The following is a 25624-nucleotide window of genomic DNA, read 5'->3' on the forward strand; positions in this document are numbered from 1 at the left end:
GAGCATCAAATGCGCCCATTTGCTCATCGACTACTTATTGCTGCCCTGCCTTTAACATTACTTGGCGCGGCGGTTAGTCATGCCAGTGAGGTTGAACTACCTAACACCATGGCTTGGACAGCCTACGGCACCAACTCGAGCGGCTACGCTCAGGCTGTGGCCATCGGTAATATGCTGCAGAACAAATACGATTCATCGGTACGAATTCTTCCAGGTGATAACGATGTATCCCGCATGACACCGCTTAAGCAGGGCCGTGTCGACCTTTGCGCTTGTGGGATTGCGAGCTACTACGGTGCTGAAGGTGTGATGATGTTTGCAGACCGTGACTGGGGACCTCAGCCACTACGCGTCATTACCACGTCCACCGCTTCTTTTGGCTTATCACTTGCGGTAGCGGGCGATTTAGACGTTGAAACCCCCGCTGATTTAGCGGGCAAACGCATTGCCTATATTCGCGGCGACGATGCGCTCAATAAGGGCACCGAAGCGTATCTTGCCTTTGGTGGCCTCACTTGGGACGACGTCGAGCGGGTTGATTACCCCGGCTACGGACGCTCTTTTGACGGCATTATCGCAGGCGATGTAGATGCCTCCTTTACCACCACCGTCACCCCGCCCGCCCAACAGCTTGCCAGCAGCCCACGCGGCATTAGTTGGCCAGTGCTGGACCCTAACGACGAGGCAGGCTGGGAGCGTATGGCCGCCGTTGCGCCCTACTTCCGACCCCACGAAGTCACCGCGGGCGCGGGCGGTATCAGCGCTGATAACCCAGTCCCCAGCGCCAGCTATCCGTACCCAATCGTAGTCGCCAATCAAGACCTGGATGACAACGTGGCCTATGGTCTGATCAAAGCGATGCAAGAGAACTTTGACGACTATAAAGACAATGCCCCCGGCGCATTAGGCTATGCATTAGAACAACAAGACCTGCAATGGGTAGTGCCATTTCACGATGCAGTCGTGGAGTACTACAAAGAGACCGGCGTATGGACTGACGAAATGCAGGCACATCAGGACAATCTCGTAGAACGCCAGAACGTGTTATTAACTGCCTGGGAGAGCTTTATGCAAGACGCACCCAGCGATGATGAGGCCTTTACTGCCGGATGGATGGAAGCTCGTGCCACCGCGTTAGCCGATGCCGACTTCGAACCAATCTTTGAGTAATACGCCACGGGGCGGCGTCCGCCGCCCCTGCTGATTGACGGAACGCCCTATGACAACCGATACCCCGCCTGCCAATAATCAGCAGGTTAAAGAAAAAATCAGCCAAATTCGTGAACTACCGGCTGCCCTGCGCTGGGTTCCAGCCACTGTCACCGTCATTTTGATGCTGATGACGCTGGATTACTTGTTCAATATGGGCTTGTTGACCTTTGTAACGGGCCTGGAAACGCAGTTCTACTATGCGGTTGTCGCACTGCTACTCCCGTTGGTTTTTCTGCTTTGGCCGATGCGCAGTCGCCAGCAAGAGCAGCCTATTCCCTGGTATGACTATCTGCTCAGCGCAGCCACCCTGCTCGTGGGCGGTTACTTCGTCTACAACGCAGTGCCCATTCTGGAGCGCGGCTGGGCTTTTTCTGCCCCGGAAATGGCTATTTATGCCAGCTATGCCTATTGGCTACTGATTATCGAAGCAGCGCGACGGGCAGGTGGTTTACCGATTGCGATCATTGCCGGTGTATTCTCCCTTTATCCACTGGTGGCCGACATCGTCCCCGGCCCAATCCAGGCGTTTCCTTCCACCCTGGAACAAACGGCCATGTACCACACCATGAGCACTGAAAGCATCATGGGTGTGCCTCTACAGGCGTTTGCAGGTTTGGTCATTGGCTTTTTGGTATTTGGTGTCGTGCTGCAAAAAAGCGGCGGCGGCAAGTTTTTTATTAATCTCGCTTTTGCATTGCTTGGTCATGTACGCGGTGGCCCAGCCAAGGTATCAATTTTCTCCAGCGGCCTGATGGGTTCCATGAGCGGCAGTGTCATCAGTAACGTGCTGACCACCGGCGTTTTATCCATCCCCGCCATGCGCCGCATTGGCATGAGCCGCTCTTTTGCGGGCGGTGTGGAAGCCTGTGCCTCGACGGGCGGTGTGTTAATGCCCCCTGTGATGGGGGCCACCGCCTTTGTAATGGCAATGTTCCTGGATATTCCTTATTCGGCTGTCGCCCTTGCCGCGGTGATTCCCTCGATCCTGTATTTCTTAGGTCTGTTTATCCAAATAGATGCTTACGCAGCACGTCATGATATTAAAGGCCTACCGGCTATTGAGTTGCCCTCGCTGAAGCAAACCCTGAAAGAAGGCTGGTACTTTATCTTTGTCTTCGCACTGCTGGTGTGGATGCTGTTAATTATGCAACGCGAAGCCGTGGCGCCCTTCTATGCTACCGCCTTGCTACTGGTGCTTAACCAACTTTCCAAGCACAACCGCTGGGGCTGGAAGGACGTATCCGATACGCTCTCTTCAGCGGCCAAACTGTTCGCCGAACTCATTGCGATTTTGGCAGGTGTGGGCATGTTAGTAGGCGCACTCTCCATGACTGGCCTTTCCGGCACCATCGCCAACGACTTTATCAATATCGCCGGTGGGAGTGTGCCCCTGCTGTTGATCATGGGAGCGGTGACCAGTTTCGTACTAGGCATTGGCATGACCGTAACCGCTGCCTATATCTTCCTGGCAGTGGCGTTGGCACCTGCCCTGATTCAAGGTGGCGGCCTGGATCCCATGGCCGTGCACATGTTTATTCTTTACTGGGGCATGCTGAGCTTTATTACCCCACCGGTGGCCCTGGGTGCTTTTGCCGCTGCTACTGTGGCCGGCGCCCGCCCCATGGAAACCGGCCTACAGGCCATGCGCCTGGGCAGCGTTATATATTTCATCCCTTTCTTGTTCGTCTTGAATCCAGCGTTAATTATGCAGGGCGCGCCGCTGATGATCATCGCCGTATTTATTCAGGCAATCATCGGCATCATTCTGTTTGCCTCAGCGATGCAAGGCTACCTGATGGGTGTAGGCCGACTAGGCTATGGCCCTCTGCAGGAGATCGTTATTCGTGCCCTCGTATTGATCGCAGGCCTGCTGCTAGCACTGCCTGGCGGCGGCATGGTGCCGCTAAGCCAATGGGAATTGATCGGTCTCGCCACACTAGCGTTGGTCCCCGGCGTTTTAATGGCGCGTTTAAGCCAGCGCCACCACCGGCGTTCGCAAAACACATCAGTGGCTTAACTGACGAAACATAAAGCGTACTTTTTCAACTCACTATCATGCGAAACATGGGAGCCACTATGAGTGTTCACTACCAGCGACATGGTGAAGTCGGCGTTATTAGTATCGCGAACCCACCTGTCAACGCGTTGGGCCAAGCGGTACGTAGCGGCTTAGTCAGTGCCCTGGAAGAGGGGTTAGCCGATCAGCAGGCCAAAGCACTGGTAGTGATGGCAGAGGGGCGAACTTTTATTGCCGGCGCCGATATACGGGAATTTGGCAAGCCGACCCAAGCGCCACTGCTACCGGATGTGATTTCGCAGCTGGAAGGCTGCTCCAAACCGCTCATCGCGGCGATACATGGCACCGCCTTAGGTGGTGGTTTAGAAGTTGCGCTGGGCTGCCATTATCGCATCGCCCTGGCAGGCACTCGTGTAGGGCTTCCGGAAGTAAAGCTTGGGCTATTGCCGGGCGCAGGGGGCACCCAGCGGCTGCCGCGCCTAGTAGGTGTAGAACGGGCTTTGGAAATCATCACCAGCGGGCGCTTTGTAGAAGCCGATGAAGCGCTTGAGATCGGCGTTATCGATGCGATCAGCGATGCCCAAACGCCTTTGGAAGCAGGGTTGGCAACGGCACAGGCAGTCTTAGCGGGACAACAGCAGACGCGTATCACCGGGCAGATACCTGCCCCAGAGCCTAATTCCCAAGCCATTGCCGCCATGCAAGAAAAACTTGAAACCAACACACCCGAACTGTTTTCACCGTTTCGCATTGTGGAAGCCATTGAGGCCTGCACAAAAGCGGCGTCGCTTGAAGAAGGTTTGCGCCGTGAGCGTGAACTCTTTCTTGCCTGCATGGACTCCCCCCAGCGCGCGGGCCTTATTCATCTATTTTTTGCCGCCCGAAACCCGCACATTGTGCCGGGAGTTGAAGACGCCAAGGCTTTTGAGCATATCGCTCTCATCGGTGAGCACCCACTGTTTGAGCAGCTTAATAAAGCTGCCCAGCGCGCCAGCGTTAAACTCACTAATGTACCCAACGATAACACTGAGCTGTGCCTGCTTGCTCCCGGTGCAAATGCCAGCGTCTGCCCTGCTCAGGCGATTACCGTGGCACTGCAGCCTCTAACCGTCAGCGCCCCAGTAACACCCCTCAGCCTCGTACTTGCCAAGCGCGGCCCCTTCCACGAGCTGGTTAACCTAGGCACAAGCGATGAAATCCAGCAGCGGATAGCGCTGACGCTCAAAGCTCTGCGGGCCAATGTGGTGGTGAGTAAGGCGCAAAGCGTGCTGAGCACCCTTTATAAAGCTGCAGAGCAAACGACCGCCAACGACGTTCAGTCAGCCTTGGAGCAGGCGAGCCTGACGTTAGCACAGCAAGGCGCCTGCTACCGCGAGAGCGATATTGATCTGCTGGCGGTTGAAGCACTGGGCTACCCCCGCCACCTGGGCGGGCCACATCGCCAAGGTAACCTGCAATCCAATCTTTCATCGACGCCTTCCAAGGATGCCCATTCATGAACCTGACGTTTAGCCCCGACGAGCAGGCATTCCGCGAGGAAGTCCGCCGTTTTTTAGCCGATGCCTTGCCCAGCGATATTCGTGAGCGAGTGCGTCTTGGGCGGCATCTACGTGCCGATGACCACCTGCGCTGGCAGAATATTCTCAGCGAACAAGGGTGGCTCGCCGCCAACTGGTCAACCGAACATGGTGGCCCGGGCTGGGGCCCTGTGCAGCGTCATATTTTCGATGAGGAGTGCGCTGCCGCCCATGCCCCCACGGTGGTACCCTTTGGCGTGAATATGGTCGCGCCGGTCATCATGAAATTTGGCAGTGTCGAGCAGCAACAGCACTACCTGCCGCGCATCCTCAGCAATCAGGATTGGTGGTGCCAAGGCTACTCCGAACCAGGCGCCGGCTCGGATCTGGCAGGCTTGTCGACCCGCGCCGTACGTGATGGTGACCACTACATCGTCAATGGTCAGAAAACCTGGACCACCTTAGGTCAGCACGCCAACATGATGTTCTGTTTGGTGCGCACCGACCCGCACGCGAAAAAGCAGGCGGGTATCAGCTTTTTGCTGATTGATATGCAGACCCCCGGCATTACCGTACGGCCGATTATCACCCTCGACGGTGCCCATGAAGTTAACGAGGTGTTTCTCGACAATGTTCGCGTACCGATGGAAAACCGCGTGGGCGAAGAGGGCCAGGGGTGGACCTGCGCCAAATTCCTTCTGACCCACGAGCGCACCGGCATTGCCGGGCTTGGCCACGCCAAACAAGCGCTGCGCCATTTGAAGTCTCTCGCTTCCCGCGTCCAGCATCGCGGCAAACCGCTGCTATCGCTACCCAGCTTTCGCCAACGGGTGGTCAAAGTCGAGCTTGAGCTGATGGCGCTGGAGGTCACCAACCTACGTGTGATTGCCGCAGCGCGGGATGGCGGTGTACCCGGCGCTGAAAGCTCTTTGCTGAAAGTGCGTGGCTCAGAGCTTCGTCAGGAGATCAGCGAACTCACCCGCAGTGCACTTGGACCCGCTGCCCTACCGTTCTTCCCCGAGTTTCTCCATGGTGATGAATCGCTGGATGACGACTACGCCCAAGACGCTGCCGCCAGCGCCCAATATTTTAATCGTCGCAAGCTGTCGATTTATGGTGGTGCCAACGAGATTCAAAAAAGCATCGTCGCTAAAACCATTTTAGGTATGTAAGGGAGTCACCATGGATTTTGCACTCACCGACGAGCAGCGCATGCTCGAAGAAACGCTTACCCGCTTGGTGGCCGACCAGGTTTCTCCCGAGCAGCGTCGCGCCATGCTGGTAGCGCCCGCCCAAGAGGCTAGCCCGCTGTGGCGCACCTTTGCCGAGCTGGGCCTGCTGCACATGCCGTTTAGCGAAGACATAGGCGGGCTGGGCGGCGACGGCACCGATTTAATGATCATTATGCGGGCGCTGGGGCGCGGCTTAGTGCCGGAAGCCTACCTGTATGGTTTGGTCATGCCGGGGCAACTGCTTGCACTATGCGCCAACCCAGCACAGCATGAACGATGGCTGGTCCCTTTGTTAGAGGGAGAGCATCAGCTCGCCCTGGCTTGGCAAGAGCACAGCGCCCGCTATGACGCTTTCGATATTTCGACCGAAGCCCGCCACCAAGATGGCCAATGGCAGCTTAACGGCCGCAAAGATGTGGTGATGAACCTGAGCAATGCCGCCGCAACGCTAGTGACCGCCCAACTGCCCAGCGGCAAGGTAGGGCTGTTTATCGTACCTGCGGATACCCAAGGCGCCACTTTACGAACGTATCGCACCATGGATGACCAGCCCGCAGGTGACCTGACACTGAATAGCGTTAGCCTGCCAATTGACTATTGCCTAAGCGAAGACGCAGGTGACGCGCTGGCAGAGGTACTGGCCCTTGGCCGCGCCGCGCTTTGCGCCGAGGTAATAGGCGCTATGGAAACCGCCTGCGACCAAACCTTGGCGTATTTAAAAGAGCGCAAGCAGTTCGGTCTGCCGCTCGCCACGTTTCAGTCATTGCAGCACCGCATGGTGGATATGCACCTTCACTTGGAGCAGTCGCGTTCTATGGCGATTCTCGCCGCCACCAGCCTCTCGCTACCCGCCCCCGAGCGGGACTATAAAATCGCCGCGGCCAAGGCTTACTGCGGTGAGTCCGCGCGTTTCATCGCAGAGCAAGCCATTCAACTTCACGGCGGCATGGGCATGACTGAAGAGTGCTACGTTGCCCACTATGCTAAGCACTTGGTGATGTTCGATCACTACCTGGGCGACAGCGATTACCACCTTGAGATAGTCAGCGAGCAGTTAGACGCCGCCTAAGGAGGAATGCCTGTGCAATGGCAAGTCCTGGTGGTCCCATCTCCCCCTAGCGCTGGCGGCGGCTAAGCGGGCCATGTGTCAGGCGGCCAACCTACAGGACGAGTGCAAGGCCACGGATGATTTTCACGCTCGCGTGGCCGTGTTTCGTCAACGCCGCCGTAACTGATCCAGCGCTTTTTGATAATCGGCGTGCAGCGTGGCTACTTCATCGGCCACGCTGTTTAGCGTGGTAATGCCACCGACTCCCTGCCCCGCGCCCCAAATATCCCGCCATGCTTTAGCCTTGCTGCTGCCCCCTGAGCCATAGCGCATGGCGGTTTTGTCACCTTCTGGCAGTGCGTCTGGATCTAACCCCGCAAGCTCAATACTCTGGCGAAGGTAGTTACCGTGCACGCCGGTAAACAGGTTGGTATAGACGATATCCCCCGCGGCGGCTTCCAGTACCATCTGTTTATAAGCGGCCTGGGCATTGGCTTCTTGGGTGGCAATAAAACGCGTGCCCATATACACCAAGTCTGCGCCCAGCGACTGAGCGGCGGCGATCTGCTCGCCTTTGGTAATCGCCCCTGCCAGCACCAGCGGGCCATCGTAAAATTGCCGAACCTCTGCCACAAAAGCGAAGGGGTTGAGCCGTCCCGCATGGCCGCCAGCCCCTTGGCACACCAAAATCAGCCCATCCACCCCGGCATCGATGGCTTTTTTAGCATGCCTTAGCGTGGTCACGTCGTGAAACACTAGGCCGCCATAAGCGTGTACCTGCTCGACCACTCGATTGGGTGCATGCAGGCTGGTAATGATCAGCGGCACCTTAAATTCGGCGCATAGCGCCACATCGTGCTCCAGGCGGTCATTGGTGGGGTGCACGATCTGGTTCACCGCAAACGGCGCGGCAGGCTGCTGCGGATGCTGGGTATTGTAGTCGGCCAAGGTGCCGGTAATCTGCTGCAGCCACTCCCGAAGCACTTCTGCAGGCCGAGCGTTTAGCGCAGGAAACGCGCCAATAATGCCCGCCTGACACTGAGCAATCACCAGCTCAGGCCCAGAGACAATAAACATCGGGGAGCCGATAACCGGCAGCGTCATCGAGGCAGTCAGTTGGGTTAGCATAGGCAGCTCGCTAGTTATTATTGAACGCCATGAGCGAAAAAAGCCCCTTGCGGGGCTTTTTAGGAAGCAGTTACAGCTTGCTTTCAAGCTCCGGCAGGATCTCGAACAAATCCCCCACCAGGCCATAGTCGGCCACCTGGAAGATCGGCGCTTCGTCGTCTTTGTTGATGGCGACGATCACCTTGGAGTCTTTCATACCCGCCAGGTGCTGAATGGCACCGCTGATGCCCACGGCAATGTACAGCTCGGGTGCGACGATCTTGCCGGTCTGACCGACCTGCATGTCGTTGGGCACAAAGCCTGCGTCTACCGCCGCGCGGGAGGCACCGATGGCGGCACCCAGCTTGTCGGCAATACCGTCGAGCAGCTTGAAGTTCTCGCCGTTGCCCATACCGCGGCCGCCGGAGATGACGACCTTGGCACCTCCGAGTTCCGGGCGGTCGCTCTGGGCCAGTTCTTCTTTGACGAAGCGGGACTGGCTGTTGTCCACCACCGTGTCGACGGCTTCGATCGTTGCACTGTCGCTATTACCCACCGCATCGAAGCCGGTGGTCCGCACGGTGATCACTTTCAGCGTGTCGTCGCTTTTGACCGTGGCAATGGCGTTGCCGGCGTAGATCGGACGTAGGAAGGTATCAGCGCTTTCAACGCCCAACACATCCGATAGCTGGCTGACGTCTTTCAGTGCGGCCAGACGCGGCAAGACGTTTTTGCCGGTGGTGGAGGCGCTGGCCAGCACGTGAGTGTAGCCATCGGCCAGTTCGACCAGTAACGCGCCCATGGGCTCAGCCAGTTGGTGGGCGTATACGGCGTTATCGGCAACGCGTACTTTGTTGACGCCGTCGAGTTTTGCAGCGGCGTCTGCCGCTGCCTGGACACCTTCGCCGGCGACCAGAATATCAATCTCACCACCGATGGCCTGGGCGGCGGCGACCACGTGGGCGGTGGCGCTAGCCAGTTGGCCTTCATGGAGGTCGGCAAGTACCAGAATGCTCATGAGATCAGCTCCTATTAAAGCACCTTGGCTTCGTTTTTCAGTTTGTCGATCAGCTCGTCTACCGAGGCCACTTTGATACCGCCTTTGCGCTCGGCGGGGGATTCCACCTTGAGCAGCGTGACCTTGGACGCCACTTCAACGCCGTAGTCGGCGGGGGTTTTAACGTCCAGCGGCTTTTTCTTGGCCTTCATAATGTCCGGCAGCTTGGCGTAGCGCGGCTCGTTGAGGCGTAGGTCGGTGGTGACAATCGCGGGCAGCGTGAGTGCCACGGTTTGCAGGCCGCCGTCGATTTCACGGGTGACGTTGAGCTTTTTATCACTTCCGTCACCGCTAATTTCCACTTCCGAGGCGAAGGTGCCCTGGGGCAGGTTGGTCAGCGCGGCGAGCATCTGGCCCGTTTGGTTGTTGTCAGTGTCGATCGCCTGCTTACCCAGGATCACCAGGCCGGGCTGTTCTTCTTCGACGACCTTGGCCAACAGCTTGGCGACCGCCAGCGATTCCACGCGTTCGTCGGTTTCGATATGTATCGCGCGGTCGGCGCCCAGCGCCAGCGCGGTACGCAGCTGCTCTTGGGCGGCTTTGGGCCCGACCGTGACGGCAACCACTTCCGTGGCGGTGCCCTTCTCTTTGAGGCGCACCGCTTCTTCCACAGCAATTTCGCAGAAGGGGTTCATGGCCATTTTGACATTGGTCAGGTCAACGTCCGAGTGGTCCGCTTTAACACGGATTTTGACGTTGTAGTCGATGACGCGTTTCACCGCAACGAGGATTTTCATAAGGCATGCTCCGAGTACTTAAACATCTCTAATAAACTAGCCCGTTCTTTTATTTCGCATGGCAAAATATTATTTCATTTTATGATCAACACAATAAAAAAACGTCGTGCAAAGGTCAAGGCTTCCTTTTATTGCGGTCTATTAAAACGGTGACCAAGCAAACCACGCCGCCAATAAGGGAATTGAGGCTAACAGAAATCTACCATTCCAGCGGTAACCAATCTGTTGGGCAGGCACGCCGGTAAAGCGCGACAAAATCAACATTGAGGCAGTCATAGGCGAGGACATCAGCGCCAGCGCCCAACCCACCATTAAGGATGCACCGATTAGCGCAGGCGAGAGCCCTTCAATACCTAGCGTTGGCAGCAACCCCACCAGCAAGGTTACCGTAACGATAGGATTGATGCCTACCTGGGCAAGCCCCACCACCATCAGCATAGCCAGCACGGCATTAAAAGCGCCCCACGGGTTTAACACCACAAGCAGCGGCGCGAGCTGCTGGGTATCCACCAAGCCCACGCATAAGTGCCCTAGATAGCCTGCTGCCCCCAGCACCACGATTTCATTGGCACTGGGCAAAAGCAGCCAGGGCAGTTGGCGATGCATGGTCGTCACCGCTGCGGGCACTCCACCATAGCCCAGCCTGCGACGCTGCCAGGCAAGCCATATCAACGCCCCTATGGGGGCGCCTAACAGAGCGGCAATCGGCAAGCGCAGCTGCAAAATCCAGGCAATGCTAAATACCAGCGCCACAATCGAAAGCAGCAGCACGCTGAAGTGGGCCAACGGGCGTAGCGAGGGCGCGGCTATCCGGGCTTTATGAGCAGGAGGGTGCGGTCCGGTGAGAAAATCTACCGCCCATCCCGCCATAAAAATCAGCCCAGCAGCCCCTAAAATATAGGGCGCTAGCTGTAGCCAAGTGACTTGGGGAAGGCTAGATAGCACCACGGCCACCCCGATGCCCATGGGGGAAATCAGCGGCGCCAGAGAGAATCCACGCAGTAGCGCCAGCATCATGCGGCGCTGACGGGCCGTTTGCACCCAGGCGCGACCCTCGGCCGCCCTTAGCGTGTTGCTCTTTTCTATCATGGCGGCAAACAGATTCAACACGCCAATATTGAGAATGATGCCAAAGAGTGCAGAACCCAACGATAAAATAGGATAGCGGCGGCTGGGGGGCTGAAGCAGCATGCTCTGCCCACAGCGGCGCACTAAGCGCGAGCGATAGGCAGGCAAGCGCAGCATACTAAGCGCCACCACAAAGGTGGCAAAAAAGGCGAAACGGCCGCTCGCCTCAAACAGCAGCAGACCTGGCGTTGGCGAACGCCACAGAGCTAATAGCGTTAGTGCACCCGCAGCGAGCAGCAGCCCTTTGGCCATCCGGGTAAGTTGGCCTTTCAGCGTAATCAAGTAGAGCAGCAGCGCTCCAATACCCGCGGCTTGCCACGCCACGCTGCCACCTACCAAATGAATCAGCGTGGCCAGCATGACCAGCAATAAGCAGGAAACCCGCAGGCGGGCTTGGCTCACTCGGTAAGCTCGCTCAACTGAGGGTCGGGGACGCCTTGAGATGTTTCGCTGCCGCTGCGGCGACGAAACGAACCTTCTCCCATGGCCACTAGATTGCCCTGCTCATCGACGATCTCACCGTTGGACATGTAGGTTTTTTGGCCACCTCCGCGCAGCGTGCCCGTTGCCCGCAGCACGCCTTGCTTAGCAGGCCCAACAAACGTAGTGGTGAGTGACAGCGTCATGCCTCGGCGAATATTACCTGGCACTTCACAATGCAGACCCGCCAGACTCAGCGCGCTATCCAACATCGAGGCCAGCACGCCACCGTGCACATTGCCGCTACGGTTAAGGTGCTTCGACTCAATGGTCAACTCCACTACTGAACGCCCTTCCTCCCACTCCACCACGTGCATGCCCAGCAACTCGTGATAGCCCATCAGTGCTTGTTGAGACGTTTCGGGGGTAGGTAGTTGCGAAGAACTCATGAGGCGCTCTCCTGCTGCGCCAAATCGCGCAGCCGCCCCTTGAGAATTTTGCCGCTGGCAGTAGAAGGCAGGGCATCCATTAATACGATTTGGGTAGGTCTTTTGTAAGGCGCCAAACGCTCGGCGATAAACGCTTTAAGCTCAGCCATATCGACCTCAAAACCCGGCTCACACTGCACAAAAGCAACGACTTCTTCATTACCCGACACCTGCCTCCCTACCACTGCGGTTAAAGTGACCGCCGGGTGCTCGTTGATCACTGCTTCCACATCCGGCGGGTAGATATTAAAGCCTGAGCGAATAATCAGCTCTTTACTGCGTCCGACGATGTAGAGCCGATCGTCATGATCCAGCTTGGCTATATCGCCGGTATTGAGCCAGCCATCCTCGGTTAAGCTGGCGCGGGTGGCCTCAGGCTGGCGGAAGTAACCCTTCATAATATTGGGGCCACGCACCCACAACTCACCGATTTCTTCGCCCGCGTTTTCGGCGGTACCGCTACTGCCCAGCGGCTCCAGTCGATACTCCAACAGCGGCAGCACACGGCCAACGGTGCTGCTGGTGTGGCGATCTTCGATACGCGTTTGGCTAATAGTGGGGCTGGCTTCGGTGAGCCCGTAGCCATTGTGCAGCGTTAAGCCGAAGGCGGCTTCCACGCGAATTTTGGTATCACTGTCCAGGGGCGAACCGCCTGCAGAGATATAGATAAGCGCAGGCGCTTCCAACGCGCGCTGTTCGCGCTTCAGATACTCCAAAGCACGTGCATACATGGCAGGCACACCCTGCAGTACGGTAATGCGCTCCTCTTTCAGCGTTGCCAGCAGTTGCGACGCCTCGAAACGCGGCACGGTATACAGGCAAGCACCATTATACAGCGACCCCATGCAGACAGATGAGAGGCCAAACACGTGGGACATGGGCAGCACGCCATACACTCGCTGCCCTTCGCTTAGGTGGCGCATGCCGCCGGAAATCGACGCGATATACAGAATGCCACGGTGCGTCAGCATGACGCCTTTGGGGGTGCCGGTGGTGCCTGAAGTGTAGATCATTGCCGCGACCTGCTCAGCACCGCTGGCGTGGACAGGCTCTGGCTCGCTATCAAATAACGGTGAGATCGCCAAACCGCCCAACTGTGGATGCTGATAGCGGTCGGCGACGTGTCTCTCGGCATGCTGGGCCGCCTCTTGGGAGGCTTCGCAGGTATAAAACACCCGGCGCGGCAGGCAGTTGCCCTGGATCAAATCCACTTCCTGGGCGGAGAGGCGCGAATTCACAATCGCGACCCAAACATCCATTTCACTGGCAGCCAACAGCAGCACCACCAGCGCACGGCAGTTTTCACTGACCGTCATAATACGGTCGCCGGGACGCACGTTCAGAGAGGTTAACCACTGACAGGCGGCATGGATCTCTTGCCCCAGCTCGGCGTAATTCCAGCGAACGGTGCCATCCACAAGGGCGGGCTGGTCCGCTAGACGCTTGGCATTTTCCAGCACGCGGGTACTTAACCGCTCGGGTAGTTCCGCCACCAGTTCACTGGCGAGGCGCCCAAAAATATTCTCGTCCGGTGCTTGATAGGAAACCGACAAAGCCATCAGGACGCCTCCCGCACCATATTCCGGGCGATTACCAACTGCTGAATTTGGGTCGTTCCTTCATAAATACGAAAGAGTCGAACATCGCGATAAAAGCGCTCAACGGCATATTCAGACATATAGCCCGCGCCACCGTGAACCTGCACCGCGCGGTCGGCCACCCGGCCCACCATTTCGGCGCAGAACAGCTTGCAGCAGGAGGCCAGTGTAGAAACATTTTCGCCGTCATCCTTGCGCCGCGCAGCGTCCATCACCATGGTTTTGCCAGCGTAGGCTTCGGTTTTGCTGTCCGCCAACATCGCCTGAATCAACTGATGCTCAGACAGCGCAGCACCGAACTGCTTACGCTCCATGGTGTAGCGTAATGATTCATCCACCAGGCGTTCCGCCACCCCCACGCAGACCGCCGAAATATGCAGACGCCCGCGGTCGAGTACTTTCATGGCCGTCTTGAAACCCTGTCCTTCTTTGCCGCCAATGATGTTTTCAGCGGGCACGCGGCAGTTATCAAAAATAATGTCGCAGGTATGCGCGCCTTTCTGGCCCATCTTGTTATCCGCCGGGCCGCGCACCAAGCCGGGCGTATTGCCCTCAACAATAAACGCAGAAATACCCCCCGCCCCTTTATTCTCAGGGTCGGTACGCGCCATCACGGTAAATAGGTCGGCTTCGGGGCCGTTGGTGATGTAGCGCTTGGTGCCGTTCAAAATATAGTGATCGCCATCGCGCACGGCCGTGGTGCGTAGGCTGGCCGCATCGGAGCCTGAATCCGGTTCGGTCAGGCAGAATGAGCTGAGTATTTCGCCAGTGGCCAGGCGCGGCACATATTTGGCTTTCTGCTCCTCGGTGCCATCAATCAGAATGCCCTGGGCCCCAATGCCGTTATTGGTGCCGAACACCGAGCGAAATGCCGGCGAGGTCTTGCCGATTTCCATCGCCACCAGGGCTTCCTCTTCCATAGTGAGACCGAGACCGCCGTACTCTTCAGGAATCGATAGCCCGAATAGCCCCATCTCCTTCATTTCCGCCAGAATCTCGGGGGGCACCGCATCCTCTTCGGCGAGTCGTGCTTCGTTGGGAATCAAACGCTCGCGGACAAAGCGGGAGATAGTATCAACAAGTTGATTGATCAATTCGGGATCACGAATCATGACGGCTCCTGGTGGAAAAGGACTGCTTTTATCGTTGGAATAGCACGTGAGTACGTGTGAAAGTCGAACGTAACTGGCGTTATTTCACCATGCGAAATTAACGCTCGCGTTGCTTGTCAGGCACTTTTGCATAGCCTAGGATGGCAGTCAATAATTGAAACAGTATTTTGCATTGCAGAATACAGCTAACAAATAAGCAGGCATGACAAGCCCAATAACCGAGAGGATTAGGCATATGGCTAGTGAATCAACACCGTCTCCCTTTACCACACTGGGCATTGTGGGCACCGGGGCCATGGGCCGCGGCATTGCCCAATTAGCCGCTCAGGCAGGTCTTAACGTGATGCTTTTTGACGCCAAAGAGGGAGCGGTCAGCGAGGCACAGCGCTTTATTAATGGGCTTTGGCATAGAAGTGCTGAAAAGCAGCGCATCACTAGCGAACAGGCACAGCAATATAGTGAGCGATTGGTCGAAGCCCAAGAACTACACGCCCTCGCTACCTGCGATATCGTGGTCGAAGCGATCGTCGAGAAACTCGAAGCCAAACAGGGGCTGTTTAGCGATTTAGAAGGCATTGTCAGCCAGGATGCCGTGCTAGCGACCAATACCTCCTCCCTCTCGGTAACCGCTATTGCCGCCGCCTGCCAGCACCCAGAGCGAGTGATTGGCTTTCATTTCTTTAATCCTGTGCCTCTGATGAAAATCGTGGAGGTGATCCCTGGGCTGCGCACGGACGACGAGGTTACCCAGCGAGTCAATGCGCTGGGCGCCGCTATGGGCCACTTTACCGCGCAAGCCACCGACACACCGGGATTCCTCGTGAATCACGCCGGGCGCGCCTTTGGCACCGAAGCGCTGCGAATTCTCAGCGAAAGCGTAACCGACCCTGCCACAATAGACCGCATCATGGTCGATCAGGGCGGTTTCCGCATGGGCCCTTTTACCCTGCTTGACCTCACCGGCCTGGATGTTTCCCATGCGGTGATGGAGTCGGTGTATCACCAATACTATGAAGAGCCACGCTTTCGCCCTTCCCCACTTACTCGCCAGCGCCTCACGGCGGGTTTGTTGGGTCGCAAAACCGGCGAAGGCTTTTACCGCTATGTGGACGGCCAGCAGCAGCTGCCGGATGAGCCCGCCATTGCACAGGCCTCTCCATTTCCGGTGTGGATCAGCCAAGACGACCCTGACAGCGCCGCCCAGCTAGCTGAATTGGTCAACGCCGCGGGCTGGCCACTAGAAAGTACCGACCAGCCGTCCTCGCAGGCGCTCTGCCTGCTCACACCGTTGGGTGAAGACACGACTTCGTGCGCCCTGCGCCAAGGCTTGAATGCAGAGCAATGTGTGGCGGTTGATATGCTGGCCGGGCTAGATAAACGCCGCAGCCTGATGGCCTCGCCGATTACCCTTCCTGAAATGGTTAACGCCGCCGCTAACCTGCTCAATGCCGATGGCACGCCGGTTAGCAAGCTTCGCGACAGCAACGGTTTTGTGCTGCAACGGGTGGTGGCATGCATCGTCAACGTCGGCGCCGATATCGCACAGCAAGGGGTCGCGGAACCCGCCACCATCAACCGTGCGGTAGAGCTCGGCCTGGGCTACCCGTTTGGCCCGCTGCGCATGGGCGACCACTACGGCGCTTCGCGCATCATGACCATCCTTAATAATCTGCTGGAAGCCACCGGTGATCCCCGCTACCGCCCCAGCCCGTGGCTGCGCCGCCGCGCCGCGCTCGGTATGTCACTCACTGACGGGGTAACAAGCTAACACAGCTTGGGTTTACACAAATAAAGGAGAATAACGATGCAAGATGCCTATATCTACGACGGATTACGTACCCCTTTTGGCCGCCATGGCGGCAGTTTGGCAGCCATTCGCCCGGACGAGCTGCTGGGCCTGACCTTAAAAGCACTGGTGGCGCGTAATCCTTTTGCTTCAGAAAGCTATGAAGAGGTGCTGGCAGGTTGTACTAACCAGGCGGGTGAAGATTCGCGTAACGTCGCGCGGCACGGCGCTCTTTTGGCGGGCCTGCCTATCGAGGTAGCAGGCCAAACCGTCAACCGTCTGTGCGGTAGCGGCTTAGCCGCTATGATGGATGCTGCCCGCGCCACACGTTTAGGCGAAGGCGAGCTGTTTTTGGCGGGCGGCGTTGAGTCCATGTCACGTGCGCCTTACGTACTAGGCAAAGCAGACTCGCCCTACGCTCGAAACCAGCCAATGTACGATACCGTTATTGGCTCACGCTTCCCTAACCCGTGGATTGCTAAAGAGTACGGCAGCCACAGCATGCCGGAAACCGCAGATAACATCGCCCACGACCTCAACATCGGCCGCGATGCCAGCGACGCCTTTGCCGCCCGTTCCCAGGCACGCTATGCCCAGGCGTTGGCCGCAGGTTTTTACGATAGCGAGATGTTTGGCGTCGAGGTACCACAGGGGCGCAAACAGCCACCTCTGTTAGTGGATAAAGATGAGCATCCTCGCCCCGGAAGCACAGAAGATAAACTGGCTAAACTAGGGGCGCTGTTTGAGGGCGGTGTGGTGACGGCAGGTAACGCCTCCGGGCTGAACGACGGCGCGGCGGCAATGATTGTCGGTTCTCTTTCAGCAGGTGAGCGCGCCGGGCTCGCTCCGCGGGCGCGTATTGTAGCTAGCGCCGTGGCGGGCGTCCCGCCACGCGTGATGGGGCTGGGCCCAGTGCCCGCTTCGCAAAAGGCATTAGCCCGAGCGGGTCTGACCCTTGACCAGATGGACGTGATTGAAATTAACGAAGCCTTCGCGGTTCAGGTACTCGGTTGCGTTCAGCAACTGGGACTCTCGACCGACGACCCACGCCTGAATTCCAACGGCGGTGCCATTGCTATTGGCCACCCACTGGGTGCCTCAGGCGCCCGCTTGGCGCTAACGGCGCTGCGCCAGCTAGAAGTGAGCGGCGGTCGTTATGCGCTGGTGACCATGTGTATCGGCGTAGGCCAGGGCATTGCCACGGTCATCGAACGCCTGGATGGCTGAATTGATTTAACAAGGAAGACCTTTTCGTTGATGGGCACGAAAACTGCCCCTAAGTAGATATGCGATAATGGACGCCATAAGCCACCTATTGTTGGGACACTGAATGCAACCCACTGACACAGATGCTGACGAGCCGCAACTGCCTGGGAAAGACCGTAACTTTGTGACCGCGCTGGCGCGCGGTCTAGAACTGCTACGTGCTTTTGGTACGGGTGAAGAGTATCTAGGCAATGCAGAACTCTCCAATCGAACTAATATTCCCCGGCCTACGGTGTCACGGCTGACCTATACGCTGACCCAACTGGGTTACCTGCAGCACAATACGCATCTGGAAAAATACTGTCTTGGCCCCGGTGTGCTGGCGCTGGGCTATCGTTTCCTGGCTAATATGGGGATTCGCGAAGTTGCCCGACCGCATTTGCAGAAATTTGCCGATGCCACCGACTGTAATGTCAGCCTAGGCAGCGCTGACCGAAGCGACATGGTTTATCTGGAAACCTGCCATGGCAGCGGACCACTGATCATTCGACTGGATGTGGGTTCGCGGCTGCCTATTGCCACTTCTGCTATTGGTCGCGCCTGGCTTTGCGGCTTGCCTGCCGCCCGGCGCCAGCAGTTAATGCATGAGCTGGCGAGCTTTCATGGTAGCGACTGGCCAGCGCTGGAAGCCGGTATTCAGCAGAGCTTGAGCGACTATGCCGAGTATGGTTTCTGCCTATCAGAGCAGGATTGGCAGCGCGACATCAGCGCCGTGGCCATGCCGCTCATCCTTGAGGATGGCGCCGAGGTTATGGCCATCAACTGCGGTGGCTCCAGCCTGCGGTTGGACCATGACCGCCTCGTTAATAACCTGGGGCCGCGCCTGAAAGAGGTAGCAGAGCAGATCAAGCAAGAATTGGCGCCCCGTTACCGCTCTGCTAGGTAGCGTCGTCGAGTGATAAGCGTTTGACATACTCCCGCGGGTCGCGGGGGTAGTAGCGTTCAGGCTGGCTTTCTAGATGGATGAAATAGCGGGTGTCTTTATAGAGTCTGCATCCGCCTACTTATTTGTCAATTTATCTATTTCGTAATGTCGAAAGGCAGACTTAATTTCCTTGCGCAACTCTTCGTCGTCCCAAGGTTTGGTCAGAAATTTATAAATTTCCCCGTGGTTAACGGCATCTGTTACTGTTTTTAGATCGGTGTAACCGGAAAGCACTATTCGCACAGTATCGGGATATAGATCCTTCACCCGGTTAAAGAATACAGTTCCATTCATCTCTGGCATACGCTGGTCAGAGATGATTACCTGCACGTTATGCTTGGCTAATAACTCGAAAGCATCATGAGCACGGCTAGCGGTTAGTATCCGGTACCCTTCACGCCGGAGTAACCGCGTAAGGGCACGCAGAATATTATCTTCATCGTCTAATAGAAGCAGCGTCTGGGCATCTTCATCCGTACCGCGAATTTTCTTTTCATCAGGTGAAGTTTGTTTCTGATGAAGATAGGCTTTGAGTCCTTCAGAGGACATGGGCCTGCCGAAATAAAAACCTTGGAAAGCGTCGCAATGGTTTTTCCTGAGAAAAGCGAACTGTGGCTCTGTTTCAACTCCCTCAGCAATGACCGGTAGGCCGAGGTGATGAGCCATCGAAATTATTCCCTGCGTAATGGCAGCGTCGTGTTGATCGCTAATAATTTCTTTAATAAAAGAACGATCGATTTTTATTTTATCAACAGGTAACCGCTTCAGGTAATTCAAACTGGAGTAGCCGGTACCAAAGTCATCAATAGCGATTCTTAACCCAAGCTTCTTCAATTTATACATTGTAAGGATGGCGTTTTCTGCATCCTCCATAAGAGCGTTTTCCGTTACTTCCAGCTCAAGGAAATTGGCATCAAGCTGGGTTCTCTCCAGAACGCCTAGGACACTTTCAATGAAATTGGGGCGCAGGAACTGCATGGGAGAGATATTCACAGCAACAGAGGGGCAAGCCAGGCCTTGGTCGTTAAGGCGCTTGATATACCGACAGGCAGTTTCCATAACCCATAAATTAATTGAAAATATCTGCCCCGTATTTTCCGCAACAGGAAGAAACGCAGAAGGCGATATAGACCCTTTTTCCGGATGGTTCCATCGTATCAGTGCTTCAACACCAATGATGGTTTTACCCTGTTTATCTACCTGAGGTTGATAGACAACTTCGAACTCTTCCCTCTCTAAAGCTTTTTGTATGTCACTTCTCAACGTTAACCGCTCGTTGACCTTCTCATTGAGGTCCTGGGTATACCATTGATAACTGTTACGGCCGTGCTGCTTGGCCTTATACATCGCCAAGTCAGCCCTTTGTATTAACTCTCTTGGTTCTTTCTCTATGCCATCACTTGTAGCAATACCAGCGCTCACGGTAACCCGCAGTTCCACCCCATCCACATGAAAAGGAAGCGCAATCTTCTCAATGACTTGCTCAGCCAACAGCAGAACGTTTTCCTCATGTACAAGGTCTGGCAATAACAGCACAAACTCATCACCGCCTAGACGGGCAACGGTATCGCCAGGCCTGACCTGCTGGCTTAAGCGCTTGGCAACTTCAATGAGCACCTGATCGCCAGCGACATGGCCCATGGAGTCGTTGATCGGCTTGAAACCATCAAGATCGATAAATATAACTGCCAGCTTACGCTCAGCGCGCTTGGCTAGCTGACAGGCCTGCACCAGGCGATCCTCAAGCAGCGAGCGATTCGGTAGGCCAGTGAGCACATCATGGCTAGCGTTATAAGCCAGTTCTGATTCGAAACGTTTCTGCTCTGATATATCGCTCTGAACACTGACATAATGTGACACACAGCCATTACTATCCATGACGGGCGCGATATAAAGTTCATTCCAGAAGGGCGAACCATCCTTGTTAAAGTTGCGCAGGACCGTATGGACTTCACGCTTCTCCTGCAAGGCCACCCGAATCTCCTCGATTCCGGGCTGACCGCGGTCTATACCCTGTAAAAAGCGGCAATTCTTACCCAGCACTTCTGCTGTTGTATAGCCAGTGATTCTTTCGAAGGACGAATTTACATAAATAATCGGCATGTCAGGCGCCTGGGCATCAGCAATAGCAATCCCGTTATAGCTCGCCTCGACACTCCGCTGTAGAAGATGTAGCTGTTTATCTGCTTCTTTACGCTGACTAATATCCCGCAGCGACAACAACTGCATGGTCTCGCCGTCCCATTCAGTAGTTGAGCACTGTACTTCAACGATTACATTGCTACCGTCACCTGCGTGAGCAGACCACTCGAAGAGGCTGTCTTGGTGAGGTACTTTAAATTGCCTATTAAATAGCGCATCGTAGTCACAACGGAACAGTAAGCCTGCGGAAGAGTTGGCATAGCGCACCTGACCCGCTGCATTCAATAGCAGTACAGCATCCCGGTTATCCTCTAGTAGTTGACGAAAAGCTTGTTCCTTTCGCACGATCTCGGCTTTGACTTCAATGGTTTCGGTAACGTCTCTGATCATCACTAAACGGGCTGGAGTATCGTTGAAGACTATACTATGGGCGTTGACGTCTGCATGAATGAGCCTGCGATCACTAGTCTGAAAAACCCATAACCCAACCCTATGGGGTGCATCTTGTGCATCAATTTCTTCATAGCTTTTATCGAAGCGTTGCTTTTCATTAGCAACAAGCAAATCGGGAATAGTTTTTTCTTGGAACGCCTGCTGGGAGTAACCGAACAGGTCACATGCGGCCTCATTGGCTGCCAGGATAGCTAACGTTTCCCGATGATGAATATACATCGGCTCGGGATTGGCTTCGAACAGTAAGCGGTAACGTTTTTCACTCTCAGCCAGTATGCCGACTGAGCGGGTACGCTCCACGGCGTAGCGGATACTACGGGCTAATAACGCACTGGTAATCTCGCCCTTCACAAGGTAATCAGTCGCCCCTAGCTCGATTGCCTGGGCCTCGAGTTCAGCATCGTGGTGCCCTGTGAGCAGAATCATGGGGAGACGAATGCCTAACTCATTCGCTTGGCGAATGAATTCAGTGCCGGGCACGGCGCCTAGCTGATAATCGATAAGAACGAGATCATGTCCCTTGCCATGAAGCGCGTCGAGCCCTTCTTCGTAGCTAGCGGCCCACTGAATCTCAAAGGAAAGATTTTCGGATTGACGAAGCAGATCACGGGTGATCAGAAAATCGTCTTCATCATCCTCGACAAGGAGGATGTGTAAAAGGGTTTCTCTAATCATTCTTAGTCGCCCCTACAGCAGGTAACTCGACAATTTGTAGCCAGTAACGTCCCAGTGCTTGCACAATATCAAGCAAGCCATTAAAGCTCACCGGTTTGGTAATAAAAGAGTTCACCCCCGTATCGTAGCTACGAATGATGTCTTCCTCGGCGGAGGACGTGGTCATTATGATCACAGGGATATAGCGTAACGCCTCATCCGCCTTGATTTTTTCCAGGGCTTCTCGGCCATCCATTAAAGGCATATTGAGGTCAAGCAGAATCAGGCCTGGTGTGGGGTAGCGCTGAGGGTCCGAATAAGGTGGCTGATGTTTCAAGTAAGCGAGCAGTTCTTCGCCGTCATGGACAAAGTGCAAAGAGTTACCTATTCGGCTTTCGTTAAAAGCTTCCTGCATCAGCAAGCAATCATCCGGATCATCATCCGCTATAAGAATATGGATGGGCTGTTTAGTCTGCATATTGGCTGCCCCATTTATCGCTTAAAAGTAACTCGAAACGTAGTACCTTGCCCTAACTGGCTGGTGGCGGTTATCTGCGCCCCATGGCGCTCTGCAATCTTCTTCACTATGGCAAGCCCGATCCCTGTTCCGGCATAGGCCTGCCTCGCATGAAGCCGCTGGAAAGGGTTAAAAATTCGGTCAAGGTACTTTTCGTCAAACCCAATGCCTTGATCGGCTACGCAGAGAGCCCACTGGTCATCAGTTACAGTTTCTGCATAAATTTGAATTTGGGGGACCTGACCCTGTTGATGGAATTTGACGGCATTACTTACCAAGTTCTGAAGCAGCTGACGCATTTGTGTCTTATCTCCTTGGATCGGTGGTAATGGCGCCACGTCTATTTTCGCTTGGCTCTCTACAAGGGACGTGTCCATGTCTTGAAGCACCTCCGCCAGTATGCGGTTCAGATCGAGGGTGACGAAAAGCTTGGATTGCGTACTGATCCGGGAATAAGCCAATAGATCCTTTATCAACCCCTGCATACGGCCCGCAGCCGAGTTCATCCGCTCCAAGTAATCCCGCCCTTCGTCATCCAGGCCGCCAGCCTTGAGGCGCAAGCGTTCGGAGAATGCCTGTATCTTGCGTAACGGCTCTTGCAGATCGTGCGAGGCAACAAAGGCAAAGTCCTGAAGGTCCCGATTACTGCGTTCCAGGTCACTAAGTGTAGCGTGTAGGGCCCTATCGGCCGCCTTATGCTCGGTAATATCCTTGCCAATCCCAAACACACCAACCACTTGGTCATCGACAACAGTCGGCACGTTGACCATGTCCATTTCCTTGATATCACCTTGTTTTGTCCGCAGTTTCACTTCGTAGCGCTGGGGTCTGCCAGCCAGGACAGATTGATAGTGCGTTTGGACCCGCGGTAAATCTTCCTTCTCGACAAACTCCGAGAAGTGCCTGCCCAGTATTTCACCCCTTGTGTAGCTTGAAAGTTCACAGCCAGATTGATTAGCGCTGAGAATGTTGCCTTCGGCGTCGAACGAAAAGACTGGGTTGGGGTTTTGGTCAAATAGTGACCGATAGCGCTGTTCGCTGTCCTTAAGGCTGAGGCGATCCCGCTCTCTTTCAATAGCGATCGAAGCAAGATGAGCATAGGCGTCCACAAACTCCAATTGCTCTGCGGACGGCGGCCCCGCCTCGCTCTGATAAATAGCAAACGTCCCAAGCACTGCGCCACTGCGGTCTTTGATAGGTTGGGAGCTACATGCCCGCAGCCCATGATTCAGGGCCAGTGTGCGATAGCTCTCCCAGTCAGGATCATTAGCAATATCTTGCGTCACGATCAGTCGCTGATGAAACGCTGCCGTACCGCAGGTGCCCATTCCCGGCCCGATGAGCATGCCGTGGACCGCTTGGGTAAACTCTGTCGGCAGGCTTGGTGACGCGCCATGCACCAGCCGCTTCCCTTCTTTGTCTACCACCAGTACGGAGTACCGTGTCCCAGGGAAACGCATTTCGCCACCGTTACAGATGGCATTAAGCGTCGCGGCCAATGGTACGTTGGTCGAGACCATCTCCAGAATACGACGCTGCCCTTCGATGAAAGCTTCGCTCTGGGCAAGTCGGGTAATGTCCTGCGCAATCGCAAAACTTGAATGTTCCTTTTCAGACCAGACAGCCGACCAGGCAACATGGACCGTAGTGCCGTTCTTGTGGCGATAGCGATTGCGGAAAAGAGGAGCCTCCCTTCCTCCCAGCTTCATGTTTTTCGTAAAGACCGCCAAGGTGCGTTCACGGTCTTCTGGAACAATAAAGTCAACAAATCGTTGACCTAGCATTTCTTCTGGGCGGTAACCAAAAACGTTTTCGCATGAAGGGCTGAGCTGGGTAAAGTGGCCATGTTCATCAAGCGTACAGAGTACATCCATTGAGTAGCGTTTAACGCGCTGATTCCACGCCTCCAAGTTAGCTTGCAGTTGAAGGCTACTCTCCAGCTTCTGGTTGAGATGCGCCAGATGCCTTGATCGATCATTGGCTAGGTGTGCTAAGCGCTGGCTTAAAGTTAAAAAAAAGCTGAAGCAAAGACCCAAAATAATAATTAGCGCTGGCAATACCGCAGAAAGATGTGCAACACGAGGATCCTGATAAACTATCAAGCGCCAACGAATGTCATGATGTAGTGATAGTGTCTTTCCGCCGAGAATGTTTGGCAGCCTATCGCTATTGGCGCCGCCAGAATTATAAAGCCATTGCTCATCCTGATAGACCTGGACGGCAAAGCGGCTCTCCTCATCGCTAAGCACATCGCTCAAGAGGCTACTGATATCCAGGCTAGCGATAATAATCCCGCCTGATTCAGCCAAACGAAACGGAACTGCCAGCAGGACAACACTATTAGTTGCATTGAGCGGTATTACGTGACTGAAATGCGGCTCATGGGTATCCAGGATATGGCTTATCCAGTCATGATGCGCGGCAATCACCTGCCGATGCTGAAGCCGCTCTTCTGGCCCTGCTACACGCTCCTCAAGCCATCGGGGTTGTAACGATTCATCCAGAACGGTGATCAATCCTATCTCGGAGTAATCCTGAAGATAGCTTGAGGCTTCATGTCGCCAAAGCTGCTCAGTCGGGAGCCTGTCGGCAACCTCCCAGCGCGAGGCCATGCGTTGTATCGAAGCCAGTTGCGCTGAAAGAGCCTGCTCAGTAGATGCCTGAACCCGGGATAGGAATTGCTCGCTCCGATGGGCTGTTGAATCGATGACTTGCTGACTGAGCAGGTACCCCACCAGACAGGTCAGGAAAGCACCTCCCAGGCAGATAAGCATCGAACGTCTGTCAAGCCACTGCTTACGGTCTGGCAGGCAAGGTAGCAACCCTATACCGCCCCCTACCAATACGACAAGCAGGTCAATGATGATAGGAGACTCGAGCCCCGTGCTTAGGCGAGCAGCATCCGGCGCATACCCGCCAAAGGTAAGTTGTGAGAGCACACCGACACTGATAATAGTCAGCCCCAGCGTGCGACGCAGCCACTTCGAAGAAGGCATCCATAAGTTAGCCAGGAAGGCAGCCGCTGCAAATAAGCTAACGAGTGCCAGCATATTCTGTATCTGGAAGTGATTTTGGCCAACAGAACCTGGCATGAGCAAACGACCATCAACACTCGCTACCAGTTGGAGAAGAGCCATAATAAGCAGCAGCCCTGTTGACAGAAAGCAGACCCTCCGCCAGTAATACAAAGTACTCAAGAAGGCGAGTC

Annotated in this window: 18 protein-coding genes; 8 read left to right on the forward strand and 10 right to left on the reverse strand. The window is 55.5% G+C overall.

All coding sequences use genetic code 11. The annotated features are described in order from the left end of the window. Positions 1–9 precede the first annotated feature (9 nt). Genes ACUVOF_RS10520 through ACUVOF_RS10540 form a run of 5 tightly spaced genes read left to right on the forward strand, consistent with a single transcriptional unit; the run spans position 10 to position 7047 of the window. Positions 10–1170: a TAXI family TRAP transporter solute-binding subunit gene (locus ACUVOF_RS10520; protein ID WP_447044302.1), complete on the forward strand. Its 1161-nt coding sequence runs from the start codon at positions 10–12 to the stop codon at positions 1168–1170. A gap of 49 nt (positions 1171–1219) precedes the next feature. Beyond that, entirely contained in the window at positions 1220–3229 is a 2010-nt protein-coding gene (locus tag ACUVOF_RS10525) for a TRAP transporter permease (RefSeq protein ID WP_447044303.1), read from the forward strand. Between the two features lie 59 nt (positions 3230–3288). Next, entirely contained in the window at positions 3289–4728 is a 1440-nt protein-coding gene (locus ACUVOF_RS10530) for an enoyl-CoA hydratase/isomerase family protein (RefSeq protein ID WP_447044304.1), read from the forward strand. Then, on the forward strand, positions 4725–5918 hold the full coding sequence (locus ACUVOF_RS10535) for an acyl-CoA dehydrogenase family protein (RefSeq protein ID WP_447044305.1): 1194 nt from the start codon (positions 4725–4727) through the stop codon (positions 5916–5918). Before ACUVOF_RS10530 ends, ACUVOF_RS10535 begins: the two co-directional genes overlap by 4 nt. A 10-nt stretch (positions 5919–5928) precedes the next feature. Beyond that, complete coding sequence (locus ACUVOF_RS10540; RefSeq protein WP_447044306.1) at positions 5929–7047, forward strand: acyl-CoA dehydrogenase family protein; 1119 nt, start codon at positions 5929–5931, stop codon at positions 7045–7047. A gap of 147 nt (positions 7048–7194) precedes the next feature. On the opposite strand, the gene ACUVOF_RS10545 is transcribed toward ACUVOF_RS10540, so the two are convergent. The 7 genes from ACUVOF_RS10545 to ACUVOF_RS10575 form a co-directional block, all read right to left on the reverse strand. Next, on the reverse strand, positions 7195–8154 hold the full coding sequence (locus tag ACUVOF_RS10545; RefSeq protein WP_447044307.1) for an NAD(P)H-dependent flavin oxidoreductase: 960 nt from the start codon (positions 8152–8154) through the stop codon (positions 7195–7197). Positions 8155–8224: 70 nt separating this feature from the next. Then, positions 8225–9151: an electron transfer flavoprotein subunit alpha/FixB family protein gene (locus ACUVOF_RS10550; protein ID WP_447044308.1), complete on the reverse strand. Its 927-nt coding sequence runs from the start codon at positions 9149–9151 to the stop codon at positions 8225–8227. 14 nt (positions 9152–9165) lie between these two features. Continuing rightward, the gene (locus ACUVOF_RS10555; RefSeq protein WP_447044309.1) at positions 9166–9927 is read right to left on the reverse strand and encodes an electron transfer flavoprotein subunit beta/FixA family protein; all 762 of its coding nucleotides are present in this window, start codon (positions 9925–9927) and stop codon (positions 9166–9168) included. 141 nt (positions 9928–10068) lie between these two features. Next, the gene (locus ACUVOF_RS10560; RefSeq protein ID WP_447044310.1) at positions 10069–11457 is read right to left on the reverse strand and encodes a hypothetical protein; all 1389 of its coding nucleotides are present in this window, start codon (positions 11455–11457) and stop codon (positions 10069–10071) included. After that, on the reverse strand, positions 11454–11924 hold the full coding sequence (locus ACUVOF_RS10565) for a PaaI family thioesterase (RefSeq protein WP_447044311.1): 471 nt from the start codon (positions 11922–11924) through the stop codon (positions 11454–11456). Before ACUVOF_RS10565 ends, ACUVOF_RS10560 begins: the two co-directional genes overlap by 4 nt. Next, on the reverse strand, positions 11921–13522 hold the full coding sequence (locus tag ACUVOF_RS10570; RefSeq protein ID WP_447044312.1) for a class I adenylate-forming enzyme family protein: 1602 nt from the start codon (positions 13520–13522) through the stop codon (positions 11921–11923). The genes ACUVOF_RS10565 and ACUVOF_RS10570 overlap by 4 nt, the downstream gene beginning before the upstream one ends. Continuing rightward, entirely contained in the window at positions 13522–14673 is a 1152-nt protein-coding gene (locus tag ACUVOF_RS10575) for an acyl-CoA dehydrogenase family protein (RefSeq protein ID WP_447044313.1), read from the reverse strand. Before ACUVOF_RS10575 ends, ACUVOF_RS10570 begins: the two co-directional genes overlap by 1 nt. Positions 14674–14908: 235 nt before the next feature. Here ACUVOF_RS10575 and ACUVOF_RS10580 point away from each other — a divergent pair, with 235 nt between their 5' ends. The 3 genes from ACUVOF_RS10580 (at position 14909) to ACUVOF_RS10590 (ending at position 18611) form a co-directional block, all read left to right on the forward strand. Then, on the forward strand, positions 14909–16441 hold the full coding sequence (locus ACUVOF_RS10580; RefSeq protein ID WP_447044314.1) for a 3-hydroxyacyl-CoA dehydrogenase: 1533 nt from the start codon (positions 14909–14911) through the stop codon (positions 16439–16441). 36 nt (positions 16442–16477) lie between these two features. Further along, positions 16478–17686: a 3-oxoadipyl-CoA thiolase gene (locus tag ACUVOF_RS10585; protein WP_447044315.1), complete on the forward strand. Its 1209-nt coding sequence runs from the start codon at positions 16478–16480 to the stop codon at positions 17684–17686. 103 nt (positions 17687–17789) lie between these two features. After that, positions 17790–18611, forward strand: a complete 822-nt coding sequence (locus ACUVOF_RS10590) for an IclR family transcriptional regulator (RefSeq protein ID WP_447044316.1) — start codon at positions 17790–17792, stop codon at positions 18609–18611. 114 nt (positions 18612–18725) lie between these two features. Here ACUVOF_RS10590 and ACUVOF_RS10595 read toward each other — a convergent pair whose 3' ends face one another. The 3 genes from ACUVOF_RS10595 to ACUVOF_RS10605 are packed head-to-tail and all read right to left on the reverse strand — an operon-like array spanning position 18726 to position 25553. After that, entirely contained in the window at positions 18726–21920 is a 3195-nt protein-coding gene (locus ACUVOF_RS10595; protein ID WP_447044317.1) for an EAL domain-containing protein, read from the reverse strand. Further along, a complete protein-coding gene (locus ACUVOF_RS10600; protein WP_447044318.1) occupies positions 21913–22377 on the reverse strand; it encodes a response regulator in 465 nt (154 codons plus the stop codon). Before ACUVOF_RS10600 ends, ACUVOF_RS10595 begins: the two co-directional genes overlap by 8 nt. Before the next feature lie 14 nt (positions 22378–22391). Next, a complete protein-coding gene (locus ACUVOF_RS10605) occupies positions 22392–25553 on the reverse strand; it encodes a PAS domain S-box protein (protein ID WP_447044319.1) in 3162 nt (1053 codons plus the stop codon). Between the last annotated feature and the right edge of the window lie 71 nt (positions 25554–25624).

The sequence above is a fragment of the Vreelandella sp. H-I2 genome, assembly GCF_052959335.1.

What these genes read in the sequence shown, in the direction of transcription:
- ACUVOF_RS10520 (WP_447044302.1), top strand. Translation starts at nt 10, where the DNA reads ATGCGCCCATTTGCTCATCGACTACTTATTGCTGCCCTGCCTTTAACA.
- ACUVOF_RS10525 (WP_447044303.1), top strand. Translation starts at nt 1,220, where the DNA reads ATGACAACCGATACCCCGCCTGCCAATAATCAGCAGGTTAAAGAAAAA.
- ACUVOF_RS10530 (WP_447044304.1), top strand. Translation starts at nt 3,289, where the DNA reads ATGAGTGTTCACTACCAGCGACATGGTGAAGTCGGCGTTATTAGTATC.
- ACUVOF_RS10535 (WP_447044305.1), top strand. Translation starts at nt 4,725, where the DNA reads ATGAACCTGACGTTTAGCCCCGACGAGCAGGCATTCCGCGAGGAAGTC.
- ACUVOF_RS10540 (WP_447044306.1), top strand. Translation starts at nt 5,929, where the DNA reads ATGGATTTTGCACTCACCGACGAGCAGCGCATGCTCGAAGAAACGCTT.
- ACUVOF_RS10545 (WP_447044307.1), bottom strand. Translation starts at nt 8,154, where the DNA reads ATGCTAACCCAACTGACTGCCTCGATGACGCTGCCGGTTATCGGCTCC.
- ACUVOF_RS10550 (WP_447044308.1), bottom strand. Translation starts at nt 9,151, where the DNA reads ATGAGCATTCTGGTACTTGCCGACCTCCATGAAGGCCAACTGGCTAGC.
- ACUVOF_RS10555 (WP_447044309.1), bottom strand. Translation starts at nt 9,927, where the DNA reads ATGAAAATCCTCGTTGCGGTGAAACGCGTCATCGACTACAACGTCAAA.
- ACUVOF_RS10565 (WP_447044311.1), bottom strand. Translation starts at nt 11,924, where the DNA reads ATGAGTTCTTCGCAACTACCTACCCCCGAAACGTCTCAACAAGCACTG.
- ACUVOF_RS10570 (WP_447044312.1), bottom strand. Translation starts at nt 13,522, where the DNA reads ATGGCTTTGTCGGTTTCCTATCAAGCACCGGACGAGAATATTTTTGGG.
- ACUVOF_RS10575 (WP_447044313.1), bottom strand. Translation starts at nt 14,673, where the DNA reads ATGATTCGTGATCCCGAATTGATCAATCAACTTGTTGATACTATCTCC.
- ACUVOF_RS10580 (WP_447044314.1), top strand. Translation starts at nt 14,909, where the DNA reads ATGGCTAGTGAATCAACACCGTCTCCCTTTACCACACTGGGCATTGTG.
- ACUVOF_RS10585 (WP_447044315.1), top strand. Translation starts at nt 16,478, where the DNA reads ATGCAAGATGCCTATATCTACGACGGATTACGTACCCCTTTTGGCCGC.
- ACUVOF_RS10590 (WP_447044316.1), top strand. Translation starts at nt 17,790, where the DNA reads ATGCAACCCACTGACACAGATGCTGACGAGCCGCAACTGCCTGGGAAA.
- ACUVOF_RS10595 (WP_447044317.1), bottom strand. Translation starts at nt 21,920, where the DNA reads ATGATTAGAGAAACCCTTTTACACATCCTCCTTGTCGAGGATGATGAA.
- ACUVOF_RS10600 (WP_447044318.1), bottom strand. Translation starts at nt 22,377, where the DNA reads ATGCAGACTAAACAGCCCATCCATATTCTTATAGCGGATGATGATCCG.
- ACUVOF_RS10605 (WP_447044319.1), bottom strand. Translation starts at nt 25,553, where the DNA reads ATGGCTCTTCTCCAACTGGTAGCGAGTGTTGATGGTCGTTTGCTCATG.